Here is a 14305-nt window from a genome sequence, read left to right as displayed (position 1 = left end):
TGTCGAGCGCCGGCACCCGCCGGCTACTTTGCATGGGGTTGTTTTCGATATTTGGCAGCGTGGAGCTAGGCTGCGAGATCCGCCACGACCGCGTCGAGCACCGGGAATCCGGATTTCGTCACGCGCAGCCGTCCGTCGGCATCGACGGCGATCGCACCTTCCTCGCGCAGCAGGGCGATCCGGTGCGGATCGAGCTGGCGGCCGGAGAGTGCAGCATAGCGCTTGGGATCGATGCCCTCGGCGAGCCGCAGCCCCATCAGCAGGAATTCGTCGGCGCGTTCTTCGCTGTTGAGGCTGTCGTCGCTGACGACGCCGTGCCCGCGCTCCTCGACATTCAGCAGCCAGGCCTCGGGACGCCGCTCGGTTGCGGTCGCATGCCTGATGCCGTCGATGTCGAGCCGGCCGTGCGCGCCTGGGCCGATGCCGGCATATTCCTCGCCTCGCCAGTAGACCAGGTTGTGCTTGCACTCCGCGCCGGTGCGGGCGTGGTTCGAAATCTCGTAAGCCGGCAATCCTTCGCGGGCGCAGACCTCCTGCGTCACGTCGTAGAGCGCGCGCGCGGTCGCTTCGTCCGGGGTCTGCAATTTGCCGGCGGCATGCAGCCCGAAGAACGGTGTGCCTTCCTCGATCGTGAGCTGATAGAGCGACAGGTGCTCGGCCGCTTCCGAGATCGCCTGCTTCAACTCATCGGCCCACATCTGTGGCGTCTGGTCGGGGCGGGCGTAGATCAGATCGAACGAGTAACGATCGAACGCCGAGCGCGCGATCGCAACCGCGTCGAGCGCCTCGCGCGCGGTGTGCAGGCGGCCCAATGCCTTCAATGACGCATCATCCAGCGCCTGCACGCCGAGCGAGACGCGGTTGACGCCGGCCGCGCGATAGCCGCGAAAACGCGTCGCCTCGACGCTGGTCGGATTGGCCTCGAGCGTGACCTCGACGTCGCGCGAGACCTGCCAGTGCTTGCCGATCGCATCGAGCACGGCGCCGACAGTCTGTGGCTGCATCAGCGAGGGCGTGCCGCCGCCGAGAAAGATCGAGGTGACCTCGCGCCCCGGCACCCGCGCGGCTGTTGTCTCGATCTCGCGGGCGAAGGCGCGGACGAAGCGCGCCTCGTCGACCGGCGCATGGCGCACGTGACTGTTGAAATCGCAATACGGGCATTTCGACAGGCAGAACGGCCAGTGCGCGTAGACGCCGAAAGCTTCTCGGTCAGCGTGGCTCAAGGCAGATCTCCGCGAGCTTCACGAAGGCGCGGGCGCGATGCGACAGCGCGAGTCCGAGCGGCGGCAGGCCGTGCTTCTCGATGCTGGTCATCTCGCCAAAGGTCCGCGTGTAACCGTCGGGCAGGAATGCCGGATCATAGCCGAAGCCGGCGGTGCCGCGAGGCGGCCAAACCAGGGTTCCATCGACGCGGGCCTCGACCTCCTCGAGGTGATCGTCCGGCCAGGCCACGCACAGCGCGGAGACGAAATGCGCTTTGCGCTGCTCGGGTGTGGTGGCACCGCGCTCCTGCAGCAGCCGCTCGATCCGCGTCATCGCCGCCATGAAGTCCTTGCCTTCGCCGGCCCAGCGCGCCGAGTAGATGCCGGGTGCGCCGTCGAGCGCGTCGACGACGAGGCCGGAATCGTCGGCGAAGGCCGGCAATCCGGTCGCCTTCGCCGCCGCAACCGCCTTGATCGCCGCATTGGCACGAAAACTATCGCCGGTCTCCTCGGGCTCGGCGAGGCCGAGCTCGCCGGCCGACACCGCCTCCACGCCATGCGGCGCCAGCAGTTCCCGCATCTCGGCAAGCTTGCCGGGATTATGGGTGGCGATCACGAGCCTTCCGGTGATTCGGCGATGCATGGCCAATCTGACTACGCCACGGCGATCTTTTGCAAGTCGACCAGACGCGCGACACCTTTGCGCGCCAGCGCCATCAGGGCCAGGAATTCGTCCTGGGTGAACGGCGTCTTCTCGGCGGTGCCCTGCACCTCGATGATGCGGCCGTCGCCGGTCATGACGAAATTGGCGTCGGTGTCGGCTTCGGAGTCCTCGGCATAATCGAGATCGAGCACCGGCGTGCCCTGGTAGATGCCGCAGGAGATCGCCGCCACATTGTCGCGCAACACGTTGGTCTTCAGCATGTTGCGGGTCTTCATCCAGTTGATGCAGTCGGCCAGTGCCACCCAGGCACCGGTGATCGAGGCGGTACGGGTGCCGCCATCGGCCTGGATGACGTCGCAATCGACCGTGATCTGGCGCTCGCCAAGGGCTTCGAGATCGACGGCGGCGCGCAGCGAGCGGCCGATCAGGCGCTGGATCTCGACCGTGCGCCCGCCCTGCTTGCCGGCAGAAGCCTCGCGGCGAGTGCGTTCCAAGGTGGCGCGCGGCAGCATGCCGTATTCGGCGGTAACCCAGCCGCGGCCCTGGCCCTTCAGCCATGGCGGCAACCGCTCTTCCAGCGTGGCGGTCACCAGCACATGGGTGTCGCCGAACTTCACCATGCAGGAACCCTCGGCATATTTGACGACGCCGCGTTCCAGCGACACGGGACGCAGTTCATCGGGCGCACGGCGGCTTGGCCGCATGGAAATCCTCCAAAAATCCGAGAGATATGGCTGGGCGTGCTTGTAGGAGCGGGAACGGGCAGCGGCAAGGGCTTTGGAAAGGGTTTTGGCGAGGGTTTTCGGCCCCGGTAAGGTTCGGTACCAGGGGGCCGAATGCATGCTTGTCACCGGCCTCCCGGATCGACAAATTAGGCAGTAATTGTGAGGGACTGGAGTGTGACTCACCACGATCCGATCGGCCTGATCGCGCCGCATGCCGGGCTTGCCCAGCTCAACGAGCGTTCGCGCGACATTTTTCGTCAAATCGTCGAAAGCTACCTCGCGACGGGCGAGCCGGTCGGCTCGCGCAACATCTCGCGCCTGATCGCATTGCCGCTGTCGCCGGCCTCGGTCCGCAATGTGATGTCGGATCTCGAACAGCTCGGCCTGATCTATGCGCCGCACACCTCCGCCGGCCGGCTGCCGACCGAGCTCGGCCTGCGTTTCTTTGTCGACGCCCTGATGCAGGTCGGCGACCTCACCGAGGCCGAGCGTCAATCGATCCAGACCCAGCTCGCGGCCGTCGGCCGGGCGCAATCCGTCGAGGCGGCGCTTGGCGAGGCGCTGACGCGGCTATCGGGGCTGACCCGTGCCGCGGCAGTGGTGCTGACGCAGAAGTCGAATGCGCGGCTGAAGCATATCGAGTTCGTCCGGCTGGAACCGGAGAAGGCGCTGGTCGTGCTGGTCGGCGAAGACGGCCAGGTCGAAAACCGGGTGCTGGCGCTGCCGCCGGGTGTTCCATCCTCGGCGCTGACGGAGGCGACCAATTTCCTCAATGCGCGGATCCGCGGCCGGACGTTGGCCGAAGCGCGGCTCGAGCTCGAGACGGCATTAACGCAGAACCGCGCCGAGCTCGACCAGCTCACGCAAAAGGTGGTCGCCGCCGGCATCGCGAGCTGGTCCGGCGGCGAGAGCGAGGACCGCCAGCTGATCGTGCGCGGCCACGCCAATCTGCTGGAGGATCTGCATGCGCTGGACGATCTCGAGCGCATCAAGTCACTGTTCGACGATCTCGAAACCAAGCGCGGCGTGATCGATCTGCTCGGCCGCGCCGAACGCGGCGAGGGCGTGCGGATCTTCATCGGCTCGGAGAACAAGCTGTTCTCGCTGTCGGGTTCCTCCACCATCATCGCGCCCTATGGCGACGCCCAGGGCCGGATCGTCGGCGTCCTCGGCGTGATCGGACCGACGCGGCTGAACTATGCGCGGGTGATCCCGACCGTCGACTATGCCGCGCGCATCGTCAGCAAGATGCTGGGCGGCTGACCGGAGCAGATTTCGCTTTCATTTGACGGGCTTTCGTCGCCCGAACCGGAGGTCCCTGTTCCCAAGACCGGTATGTTGCGCTTGATTTTCCCGGCCTAAAGCACGATATCCCGGGCAGCAATCCCCAAGATTTGAACCGACGCGAGTTTTCGAGAAGGCACGCCATGACCGATCCGAACCGGGCCAATGACAACACCGAGAATTCGGCGCCGACGGGTGAGCCCGTGGTCTCGAAGCCCTACATCATGCCGGACGATCCCGAAGTGGGATCGGCCGAGGCGCTGACCAAGGAACTCGCCGAGGCGCGCGACCGGACGCTGCGCACGCTGGCCGAGATGGAGAATCTCCGGCAGCGCACCCGCCGCGAGGTCGCCGACGCCAAGACCTATGGCATCACCGGCTTTGCCCGCGACGTGCTCGATATCGCCGATAATCTGCAGCGCGCGCTCGATGCGGTGCCGGCCGAGACCAAGGAAGCCGCCGATCCCGGCCTGAAGGCGCTGCTCGAAGGCGTCGAGCTGACCGAGCGTTCGCTGCTCAACACGCTGGAGAAGAACGGCGTCAAGAAGTTCGATCCGATCGGCGAGAAGTTCGATCCGAACTTCCAGCAGGCGATGTTCGAGGTGCCTGATGCGTCGGTGCCGTCCGGCACCGTGGTGCAGGTCGTGCAGGCCGGCTACATGATCGGCGAGCGCATCCTGCGTCCGGCGCTGGTCGGCGTCTCCAAGGGCGGCGCCAAGGCCGCCCCGAGCGCCGACTTCACGGTCTGATCTCTCCTACGCGATATCCGACGACTGGATTCGCTTGACGCCGGCCTTGTCCATGTCGGACCAGGCCTTGGCGAGCGATCCCTGCGTGTCGATGCCGCGGCAGGCATCTTCCACCACGTAGGTTTCGAAGCCGGCCTTGCGCGCATCGAGCGCGGTCCAGGCCACGCAGAAATCGGTGGCAAGCCCGGCCACGAAGAGCCGCTCGACGTTGCGCGCCTTCAGATAGGCGGCGAGCCCGGTTGTGGTCTTGCCGTCAGCCTCGGTGAAGGCGGAGTAGCTGTCGACGTCCTTGTGAAAGCCCTTGCGGATGATCAGCTCGGCCTGCGGGATCGCGAGCTCCTTCGACAGCGAGGCGCCGTCGGTGCCCTGCACGCAATGGTCGGGCCACAGCACCTGCTTGCCATAGGCGAGGTCGATGGTCTCGAACGGCTTCTTGCCGGCATGGACCGAGGCAAACGAGACGTGTCCGGGCGTGTGCCAGTCCTGCGTCATCACCACATTGGCAAAGCTCTTGGCGATCTTGTTGATGACCGGCACCACTTGCTCGCCATCCTTCACCGCGAGGCTGCCGCCGGGCAGGAAGCAGTTCTGGACGTCGATCACGAGCAGCGCGGAGCCATCATCGGGCTTGATCGCCGCCGCCCAGAGACTTTCGGGAACCAGCGTCGCAAGCGCCATCGTACCAAGGCCTGCAACGATCCGTCGTCGATCCAACATCGCGCCCCTCCTCGCTTTGTGTGATTACAGCGCGAGGAGGCTAGTTCCGTTCGTGGACCTGCGGAAGTCCGAATCTTTGCGAACGGCCGGTCAGCCGCGCGGCTGGATGCCGTCGCGCACCGCGCGGAAGCGCGGGAAGGCGGTCTCCCAGTCGGTGCGCGGCGAGCTGCCGATGACGCGCATCGACGTTTGCGCGCCGAACCGCAGCCACTGCACGATGGTCACTGGGGTGTTGTCCTTGCCGCTGACGGCGTCGATCCGGGTCTCGAAGCCGGGCTGACCGTCGATCCGGATCGGCTCGGACATGGTGATGCGACCGTCGCGCACGCCGGGGATCGTGGTGGCGATCTGCTGGGCGAAACGGCCGCGATCATCGGGCGTGGCCGGGGCCGAGCCGATGATGCCGAGCAGCATGAAGGGCTTGGTCTCGAGGCTCTTCTCGTCGCCATCGGCGAGCAGCAGGGCTGCGCCCGGCGCCAGCATGCGGACATTCTTGAAACCTGAGAGCTCGGTGACCTTGAACGGCATCATGCCGAGCTGCTCGTCGACCGGCACCTCGTTGCGGATCTGGGCCGTGGCGAACATCTGCCGCACGGCGTCGTCGGTGTAGATCTTGCTCGCGTTCTCCGGCACCTGCACCGCGACATAGCCGGAGAAGGTCGGTCCCGGCAGGATCATGGAATAGCGCCGTACATTGCTGGCGCCGTCGCGCGCGCTCTCGACGGTGTAATAGGCGAGGCCGGCCGGCGTCTCGAGGCTCTCGGGCTTGATGTTTCCGGTGCCGGCGGGGTTGGCCTTGAAGGCGGTCACGACCTCGTTGTAGGCGTCCGCCGGCAGGTCGGCGATCAGGACCTTGACGCCCTGGTCCTCGGTCTCGAAGCCGATGAACGACTTGGCGCGGACGAGGCCCACCAGCGGTTTCATACCGACATGCGCGCCCGGCGGAAACACCACGTCGGCGGCAAAGCCACGACAGGTGGCAGCAATCAGCAAGGCAACCGCAACGAGAACTCGAAAAGGCGTCATGGGGGATCTACCGGTTTTGCTTGGTGGCCGCGCAACGGGGCCGGTGCAGGGCTGGATGGCCTCTTTCAGTCGGACCGCTTTTAGCGGTTTTGATGGCCCTGCAACAGGCCGCCAAATCTCCGCTCCGGGTCTGCAGGCCCGATTCCATGGGCTTTTCGCCCTGATTGGCAGGCACTTTGCAGTTTCCCGACGTTTCCAAGAGGAGTGGCCAGCGGCCAAACAGCGCGCCCTCGACCGATGCGCCGCTCTCGCATACGACGTTTGTGAGCGTTCACTCAACAGCGCAGACGTCGCGTCGTGGACATTCATGGTCGACGGCGGCCGGCATCATTGCCGATTTGTTAACTTGGCCGGCAGTCGTGCTGGGCTTGAACCGATGTCGCGGGCGGACTGACACAATCTTTCAAACGTCAGTCTTTTCAGGCCTCAACGTTGCGTCCAGTCCTTGCGGGCAGGACCCTCTCTCCTATATCAGGCTCACCGTCGCAATATCGCGAGTATGTGAACGTCTGGGGGTTCGGTACGGAGCGCCGTCAGGGCCCAACCAACCTGCCGTAGCAAAGAGGATATCAAAACCATGGGTAAGGTCATTGGGATCGACCTCGGCACCACGAATTCGTGCGTCGCGGTTATGGATGGCAAGAACGCCAAGGTGATCGAGAATGCCGAGGGCATGCGAACGACGCCGTCGATCGTTGCTTTCACTGACGATGGCGAGCGCCTCGTCGGCCAGCCGGCGAAGCGCCAGGCGGTGACCAATCCCGAGCGTACGTTCTTTGCGGTGAAGCGCCTGATCGGCCGCCGCTATGACGACCCGATGGTCGAGAAGGACAAGAAGCTCGTTCCCTACAAAATCGTCAAGGCATCGAACGGCGACGCCTGGGTCGAAGCCGATGGCAAGACCTATTCGCCCTCGCAGGTCTCGGCCTTCATTCTGCAGAAGATGAAGGAGACCGCTGAGGCGCATCTCGGCCAGAAGGTCGATCAGGCCGTCATCACCGTTCCCGCTTATTTCAACGACGCGCAGCGTCAGGCCACCAAGGACGCCGGCAAGATCGCCGGTCTCGAAGTGCTGCGCATCATCAACGAGCCGACCGCTGCCGCGCTCGCCTACGGCCTCGACAAGACGAAGGCCGGCACGATCGCCGTGTACGACCTCGGCGGCGGCACCTTCGACGTCTCGATCCTGGAGATCGGCGACGGCGTGTTCGAGGTGAAGTCGACCAACGGCGACACCTTCCTCGGCGGTGAAGATTTCGACATGCGCCTGGTCGGCTACCTCGCCGACGAGTTCCAGAAGGAGCAGGGCATCAACCTGCGCAACGACAAGCTCGCTTTGCAGCGCCTGAAGGAAGCTGCGGAGAAGGCCAAGATCGAGCTGTCGTCGACCACGCAGACCGAAATCAATCTGCCGTTCATCACGGCCGACCAGACCGGTCCGAAGCATCTGACGATGAAGCTGACCCGCGCCAAGTTCGAGGCGTTGGTGGCCGATCTCGTCGAGAAGACCATCGAGCCGTGCCGCAAGGCGCTGAAGGATGCCGGCCTGACCGCCGGCGAGATCGGCGAAGTGGTGCTGGTCGGCGGCATGACCCGCATGCCGAAGATCCAGGAAGTCGTGAAGCAGTTCTTCGGCAAGGAGCCGCACAAGGGCGTCAATCCCGACGAGGTCGTCGCGATCGGTGCTGCGATCCAGGCCGGCGTGCTGCAGGGCGACGTCAAGGACGTGCTGCTGCTCGACGTGACCCCGCTGTCGCTGGGCATCGAGACGCTGGGCGGCGTGTTCACCCGCATCATCGACCGCAACACCACGATCCCGACCAAGAAGAGCCAGGTGTTCTCGACCGCCGAAGACAATCAGGGCGCCGTCACCATCCGGGTCTTCCAGGGCGAGCGTGAAATGGCGGCCGACAACAAGATGCTCGGCCAGTTCGACCTGATGGGTATTCCGCCGGCTCCGCGCGGCATGCCGCAGATCGAGGTGACCTTCGACATCGACGCCAACGGCATCGTCAACGTCTCGGCCAAGGACAAGGCGACCGGCAAGGAACAGCAGATCCGGATCCAGGCATCCGGCGGTCTGTCCGAAGCCGACATCGACAAGATGGTCAAGGACGCCGAGGCCAACGCGGCCGACGACAAGAAGCGCCGCGAGGCAGTCGACGCTAAGAACCATGCCGACGGCCTGGTGCATTCGACCGAGAAGGCTCTCGCCGAACACGGTTCGAAGATTCCGGAGACCGATCGCCGCGCGATCGAAGACGCCGTCAGCGACCTCAAGGAAGCGCTGAAGGGCGACGACGCCGAGGCGATCAAGGCCAAGACCAACACGCTGGCGCAGGCTTCGATGAAGCTCGGCGAGGCCATGTACAAGCAGCAGGCCGAGGCCGATGCGGCCAAGGACGCTGCCAAGGATGACGTTGTCGACGCGGAGTTCACCGAGGTCGACGACGACAAGAACAGCAAGAAGTCTGCTTAAGCGGATTTTCGATCATGACCCTCACACCAATGAGCACGCCAGGCGTCTCGGAGGAGTGGGGGTCATTTTTCTTTAAGGCGATCGCTGCATCTTCGAGACAGGCGCAATCCTTGCAAGCGCAGTTCTTGCACGCCTGGTCCTGGGCGATGGCCACGAACTTCGGACGGAATTGAAGGATGTCCACCAAGCGCTGCTATTACGAGACCCTCGAGGTCGAGCGGAACGCGGACGAGACCAAGCTGAAATCGGCTTTCCGCAAGCTCGCGATGAAATGGCATCCGGACAAGAATCCGGGCGACGCCTCCAGCGAAGTCCGGTTCAAGGAAATCAACGAAGCCTATGAAGTGCTGAAGGACGGCGACAAGCGCGCCGCCTATGACCGCTTCGGCCATGCCGCCTTCGAGCAGGGCATGGGCGGCGGCGGCCCCGGCTTCGGCGCCGGCTTCGCCTCATCCTTCTCCGACATCTTCGAGGATCTGTTCGGCATGGCCGGGCAGCGCCGCAGCGGCGGCCGCGAACGCGGCGCCGACCTGCGCTACAACATGGAGATCACGCTCGAGGAGGCCTTCCAGGGCAAGACCGCGCAGATCGAGATCCCGGTCTCGGTCACCTGCGAATCCTGCTCGGGCACCGGCGCCAAGGCCGGCACCAAGCCGAAGACCTGCTCGCATTGCGGCGGCGCCGGCCGTATCCGGCAGGCCCAGGGCTTCTTCACGCTGGAGCGGACTTGCCCCGGCTGTCAGGGCCGCGGCCAGATGATCGAGGACGCCTGCGCCTCCTGCGCCGGTTCTGGCCGGGTGACGCGCGAGCGCACGCTGTCGGTCAACATTCCTCCGGGAGTCGAGGACGGCACCCGCATCCGTCTCGCCGGCGAAGGCGAGGCCGGTGTTCGCGGCGGACCGCCCGGCGATCTCTACATCTTCCTGTCGCTGACCACGCACCAGTTCTTTCAGCGCGACGGCGCCGACCTGCATTGCCGCGTGCCGATCTCGATGGTGACCGCAGCGCTCGGCGGCGAATTCGACGTGCCGACCATCGACAAGGGCAAGACCAAGGTGAAGGTGCCGGCCGGCACTCAGTCCAGCCGTCGATTCCGCATTGCATCAAAGGGCATGCCGGTGCTGCGCTCGCGCCAGACCGGCGACATGTATGTCCAGGTTGTGGTCGAAACTCCGCAGAATCTGACCAAGAAGCAGCAAGAATTGCTGATGGAGTTCGAAAAACTGTCGTCCGGCGCGACCCAGCCGGAGGCTGCGGGTTTCTTCTCTAAGGTCAAGGACTTCTTCGGAAACCGATCCGCCTAGCCGCAGTCGTTCTGCTTGACCGTAACGACTTCGATCTATACGTGTTTATGACTGTTTTCTGACAACCGCTCGATTGTGCGCGGTCCCGCCTGGTAGCGACATGCCTCTGCAATCGTCCGTGCGTGCGTCGAAGAAGCCCCTCCGTCTCGACGACGAGGTTCGTTTCCTCCGTTCATGGATCGAGAAGCCGCTGCACATGGGCGCGGTGATGCCGTCCGGACGGCTGCTTGCGCGCACCATGGCGCAATATGTTGATCCCGAAGCCGAAGGGCCGGTTGTCGAACTTGGACCCGGCACCGGTGCGATCACCAACGCGCTGATCGAGCACGGCGTCGATCAGAAGCGACTCGTGCTGGTCGAATACAATCCCGGCTTCTGCGCGCTGCTGCGCGAACGCTATCCGCAGGCCAAGGTGGTCCAGGGTGACGCGTACAGGCTGCGCGATACGCTGTGGGATGTCATGAAGTCTCCGGCCTCTGCTGTGGTCTCGGGTCTGCCGTTGGTCACCAAGCCGATGCTGACCCGCCTGAAGCTGATCCGCGACGCCTTCCTGGCGTTGGCGCCGGGCGCGCCCTTCGTCCAGTTTACCTATTCGGTGGCTCCCCCGATTCCAAAGTCGCTGCCGGGCGTGTCCACAGAGGCCTCCGAGCGGATCTGGATGAACCTTCCGCCCGCGCGGGTCTGGGTGTATCGCAAGGGCTGACGCGTATTCCGCAAAAGTGGGTACCGGTTTTGCGCATGGAATACGCGCAGAATCTTAGCTAAGAGCATTTTCAAAGCAAATGCTCGCCAGCGCCGTCGCGCTGGGTACGCCCTGCACCAGCGATTACAGAATGTCCGCGCTGAAAATCCTCGTGATCCCGGGATCGCTTCGATCCGGCTCGCTCAACGCGAAGCTGGCCGCTGTGCTGGCGCATGAATTGGCGCAGCTTGGCGCCGACGTCACCCGCATCTCGCTCGGCGATTTTCCGCTGCCGATCTATGACGGCGACCTGCAGGCGAAATCGGGCGTGCCGCAGCACGCCGTCAATCTGAAGCGGATGATCGGCGCCCATCACGGCGTGCTGATCGTGACGCCCGAATATAATTCCTCGGTGCCGGCGCTGGTGAAGAACACCATCGACTGGATCAGCCGCGTGCAGGATCCGCAGGAGGCCCGCGGCCAGGTGTTCCACGGCCGCGCCTTCGCGATCGCATCCGCATCCGGCAACCGGCTCGGCGGCACGCGCGCGCTGGCGGCGCTGCGCCTGATCCTGTCGGCGTGCCAGGCAAGCGTGATCCCGAACCAGCTCGCGCTGTCATTCGCCGAGCAGGCCTATGACGATATGGACCGTCTGAAGCACCAGGGCGATATCGACGCGATGCGCGCGCTGGTGCGACAGCTGATCGACCATTCCCAACGCATGATGTGAGGTGACATGCAGCCAGCCAAGATCGCACCCAGAGACCGGTTGATTGCGGCGCTCGATCTGCCGTCGGTCGCGAGCGCCGAGGCGATGATCGACAGGCTCGGCGACAGCGTCACCTTTTACAAGATCGGCTACCAGCTCGGTTATGCCGGCGGCCTTACGCTGGCGAAGCAGCTTGCCGGCAGCGGCAAGAAGGTCTTTCTCGATCTCAAGATGCACGACATCGGCAACACGGTCGCGCGCGGCGTCGAAAGCGTCGCCGGTCTCGGCGCAACCTTCCTCACCGTGCATGCCTATCCGCAGACCATGAAGGCGGCGGTCGAAGCCCGCGCTGGCTCCGGCCTGAAAATCCTCGCGGTGACGGTGCTGACCTCCTACGACGACAGCGATCTGCATGCGGCGGGCTACCGCCTCAACGTCTCCGAGCTGGTCGAGGCGCGTGCCAGGCAGGCGCAGGCGCTCGGTGTCGACGGCCTCGTCAGCTCGCCCGAGGAAGCCGCCGCCCTGCGCAAGATCGTCGGCGATCAGATGAACCTGGTGACCCCAGGCATCCGCCCCGCGGGCTCGGCGACCGGCGACCAGAAACGCATCATGACGCCGGCCCGCGCCATTGCGGCCGGCGCCGACTATCTGGTGGTCGGCCGTCCGGTGCTGGAAGCCGCCGATCCGAAGGCCGCCGCCGAAGCCATTCACACCGAGATCGCCCAGGCGCTCGCCTGAACCAACAACAAGGGAGAAGACAGATGGCGAAGGGATACTGGATTGGACGCGTCGACGTTCACAATGACGAGGGTTACAAGCCCTACGCAGTCGCCAACCTTGCAATCTTCAAGAAGTTCGGCGGCCGTTATGTGGTGCGCGGCGGCCAGCTCAATTGCGTCGAGGGCCAGAGCCGCTCCCGCAACGTCGTGATCGAATTCCCCGATTATGCGACCGCGATGGCCTGCTACAATTCGCCGGAATACCAGGCCAACATCAAGGTGCGGCAGCCGCACTCGATCGCCGATCTCATCATCATCGAGGGCTATGACGGCCCGCAGCCCTGATCGGCGGCAGCCGGCTCGGTTGCCGGAACAGCCATGGCTCGCTATACGGCTTTCAGAGGTGAGCCATGGCTGACATGCGTCTGATTGTTGCGGGAGCCGGCGGCCGGATGGGCCGTACGCTGGTGCGGGTGATTGACGAAACCCCGGGGGCGGTGCTGGTGGGTGCGCTGGAGGCGCCGGGATCGGAGCTGCTCGGCAAGGACGCCGGCGTGCTCGCCGGCCTCCCGGCCAATGGGGTCAAGCTGTCGGCCGACCTGTGGTCGATGTCGGCCAATGCCGACGGTATCCTGGATTTCACCGTGCCGGCCGCGACCATCGCCAATGTCGCGATCGCGGCCGAGCGCGGCCTCGTTCATGTCATCGGCACCACCGGCCTGTCACCGTCCGACGACGCGGTGATCCGCAGCGTCACCAATCGCGCCATCGTGGTGAAGTCGGGCAATATGAGCCTCGGCGTCAATCTGCTTGCCGCACTGGTCAAGCGCGTCGCGCAGTCGCTCGACCAGAGCTTTGACATCGAAATTCTCGAGCTGCACCACAAGTCCAAGATCGATGCGCCGTCAGGCACCGCCTTGATGCTCGGCGAGGCCGCTGCCGCCGGCCGCAAGATCGCATTGGAGCAGCATTCGGCACGCGGCCGCGATGGCCTGACCGGCGCGCGGCGTGCGGGTGATATCGGCTTTGCCTCGTTGCGCGGCGGCACCGCGGCCGGCGATCACAGCGTGATCTTTGCCGGCCCGTCGGAGCGCATCACGCTGGCGCACCATGCCGAAGATCGCGCGCTGTTCGCGCAGGGCGCGCTGAAGGCGGCGCTGTGGGCGCACGGCAAGAAGCCCGGCATGTATTCGATGACCGACGTCCTCGGCCTGAGCGACTGAGACCGCTCGACGAGATCAAATCCAGCCAAGCGAAAACGGAATCTGAAATGAGTGATCGTCTTCTTGTGCTCGTTCGTCACGGTCAGAGCGACTGGAATCTGAAGAACCTGTTCACCGGGTGGAAGGACCCCGACCTCACCGAGCAGGGCATCGCCGAGGCCAACGACGCCGGCCGCAAGCTGAAGGCGCAGGGCCTGTCGTTCGATGTCGCCTTCACCTCCGATCTCACCCGCGCGCAGCACACGCTGAAGCTGATGCTGGAGCAGATCGGCCAGACCGGACTGCCGACCACGAAGAATCTCGCGCTCAATGAGCGCGACTACGGCGATCTCTCCGGCCTCAACAAGGACGACGCCCGCAAGAAGTGGGGCGAGGATCAGGTGCTGATCTGGCGCCGCTCCTACGACGTGCCGCCGCCCGGTGGCGAAAGCCTGAAGGACACGCTGGCGCGCACGCTGCCCTATTACGTGCAGGAGATCCTGCCCGGCGTGCTGCGCGGCCAGCGCACGCTGATCGCCGCCCACGGCAATTCGCTCCGCGCGCTGATCATGGTGCTGGAGAAGCTGACGCCGGAGCAGATCCTCAAGCGCGAACTCGCAACCGGTGCGCCGGTGGTCTATCGGCTCAACGCCGATTCCACTGTTGCGTCGAAGGTCGATCTGGCGGGCTAAGCGACGCGATCAATCCCGTCATCCCCGCGCAAAGGCTTCGCCTTTGTCGCTGGAGGAGCACGCTCTTGCGCGCGTCTCGAAGGATGCACGGCCACCAGTCGGGCCGTCGACCCTTCGAGACGCGCTTTGCGCTCCTCAGGGTGACGGTGAG

General features: G+C 64.9%; 15 protein-coding genes. 10 read left to right on the top strand and 5 right to left on the bottom strand.

Annotated elements, in window-relative coordinates; all coding sequences use genetic code 11:
• Positions 1-65 precede the first annotated feature (65 nt).
• Genes hemW through rph form a run of 3 tightly spaced genes read right to left on the bottom strand, consistent with a single transcriptional unit; the run spans position 66 to position 2570 of the window.
• A complete protein-coding gene (hemW, locus tag JQ616_RS26535) occupies positions 66-1223 on the bottom strand; it encodes a radical SAM family heme chaperone HemW (protein WP_212019650.1) in 1158 nt (385 codons plus the stop codon).
• Positions 1210-1845: an RdgB/HAM1 family non-canonical purine NTP pyrophosphatase gene (rdgB, locus tag JQ616_RS26530; protein ID WP_212019648.1), complete on the bottom strand. Its 636-nt coding sequence runs from the start codon at positions 1843-1845 to the stop codon at positions 1210-1212. Before rdgB ends, hemW begins: the two co-directional genes overlap by 14 nt.
• Positions 1846-1856: 11 nt before the next feature.
• On the bottom strand, positions 1857-2570 hold the full coding sequence (gene rph, locus JQ616_RS26525) for a ribonuclease PH (RefSeq protein WP_106321848.1): 714 nt from the start codon (positions 2568-2570) through the stop codon (positions 1857-1859).
• A 195-nt stretch (positions 2571-2765) separates the two neighbouring features.
• Between rph and hrcA the strand changes: the two genes are divergently transcribed.
• The gene (gene hrcA / locus JQ616_RS26520) at positions 2766-3854 is read left to right on the top strand and encodes a heat-inducible transcriptional repressor HrcA (protein ID WP_021078184.1); all 1089 of its coding nucleotides are present in this window, start codon (positions 2766-2768) and stop codon (positions 3852-3854) included.
• A gap of 164 nt (positions 3855-4018) precedes the next feature.
• Positions 4019-4624 (top strand): nucleotide exchange factor GrpE, encoded by a 606-nt coding sequence (gene grpE / locus JQ616_RS26515; protein ID WP_212019646.1) that lies wholly within the window; start codon positions 4019-4021, stop codon positions 4622-4624.
• 6 nt (positions 4625-4630) lie between these two features.
• Here the strand turns inward: grpE and pncA are convergent, their stop codons facing one another.
• Both pncA and JQ616_RS26505 read right to left on the bottom strand, forming a co-directional pair.
• On the bottom strand, positions 4631-5341 hold the full coding sequence (pncA, locus tag JQ616_RS26510) for a bifunctional nicotinamidase/pyrazinamidase (protein ID WP_212019644.1): 711 nt from the start codon (positions 5339-5341) through the stop codon (positions 4631-4633).
• Positions 5342-5431: 90 nt separating this feature from the next.
• Complete coding sequence (locus JQ616_RS26505) at positions 5432-6367, bottom strand: hypothetical protein (protein ID WP_212019642.1); 936 nt, start codon at positions 6365-6367, stop codon at positions 5432-5434.
• Positions 6368-6944: 577 nt separating this feature from the next.
• Between JQ616_RS26505 and dnaK the strand changes: the two genes are divergently transcribed.
• The 8 genes from dnaK (at position 6945) to JQ616_RS26465 (ending at position 14154) form a co-directional block, all read left to right on the top strand.
• On the top strand, positions 6945-8846 hold the full coding sequence (gene dnaK / locus JQ616_RS26500; protein ID WP_212019640.1) for a molecular chaperone DnaK: 1902 nt from the start codon (positions 6945-6947) through the stop codon (positions 8844-8846).
• 176 nt (positions 8847-9022) lie between these two features.
• Complete coding sequence (gene dnaJ / locus JQ616_RS26495; RefSeq protein WP_212019638.1) at positions 9023-10150, top strand: molecular chaperone DnaJ; 1128 nt, start codon at positions 9023-9025, stop codon at positions 10148-10150.
• 100 nt (positions 10151-10250) lie between these two features.
• Positions 10251-10853 carry a class I SAM-dependent methyltransferase gene (locus JQ616_RS26490; protein ID WP_212019636.1) on the top strand — a complete coding sequence of 201 codons (603 nt, stop codon included), beginning with the start codon at positions 10251-10253 and terminating at the stop codon, positions 10851-10853.
• A gap of 130 nt (positions 10854-10983) precedes the next feature.
• Positions 10984-11562 (top strand): NADPH-dependent FMN reductase, encoded by a 579-nt coding sequence (locus JQ616_RS26485; protein WP_212019634.1) that lies wholly within the window; start codon positions 10984-10986, stop codon positions 11560-11562.
• A gap of 6 nt (positions 11563-11568) precedes the next feature.
• Entirely contained in the window at positions 11569-12279 is a 711-nt protein-coding gene (gene pyrF / locus JQ616_RS26480; RefSeq protein WP_212019632.1) for an orotidine-5'-phosphate decarboxylase, read from the top strand.
• 23 nt (positions 12280-12302) lie between these two features.
• Positions 12303-12605 (top strand): DUF1330 domain-containing protein, encoded by a 303-nt coding sequence (locus JQ616_RS26475; RefSeq protein ID WP_050424071.1) that lies wholly within the window; start codon positions 12303-12305, stop codon positions 12603-12605.
• 65 nt (positions 12606-12670) lie between these two features.
• A complete protein-coding gene (dapB, locus tag JQ616_RS26470) occupies positions 12671-13483 on the top strand; it encodes a 4-hydroxy-tetrahydrodipicolinate reductase (RefSeq protein ID WP_212019630.1) in 813 nt (270 codons plus the stop codon).
• A 47-nt stretch (positions 13484-13530) separates the two neighbouring features.
• Complete coding sequence (locus JQ616_RS26465; RefSeq protein ID WP_212019628.1) at positions 13531-14154, top strand: 2,3-bisphosphoglycerate-dependent phosphoglycerate mutase; 624 nt, start codon at positions 13531-13533, stop codon at positions 14152-14154.
• Positions 14155-14305 lie beyond the last annotated feature (151 nt).

It is taken from the genome of Bradyrhizobium tropiciagri, assembly GCF_018130545.1.
GTDB lineage: Bacteria > Pseudomonadota > Alphaproteobacteria > Rhizobiales > Xanthobacteraceae > Bradyrhizobium > Bradyrhizobium tropiciagri_A.
The sequence above is the reverse complement of the archived record's forward strand: the minus strand, read 5'-3'. Positions and strand labels throughout refer to the sequence as shown.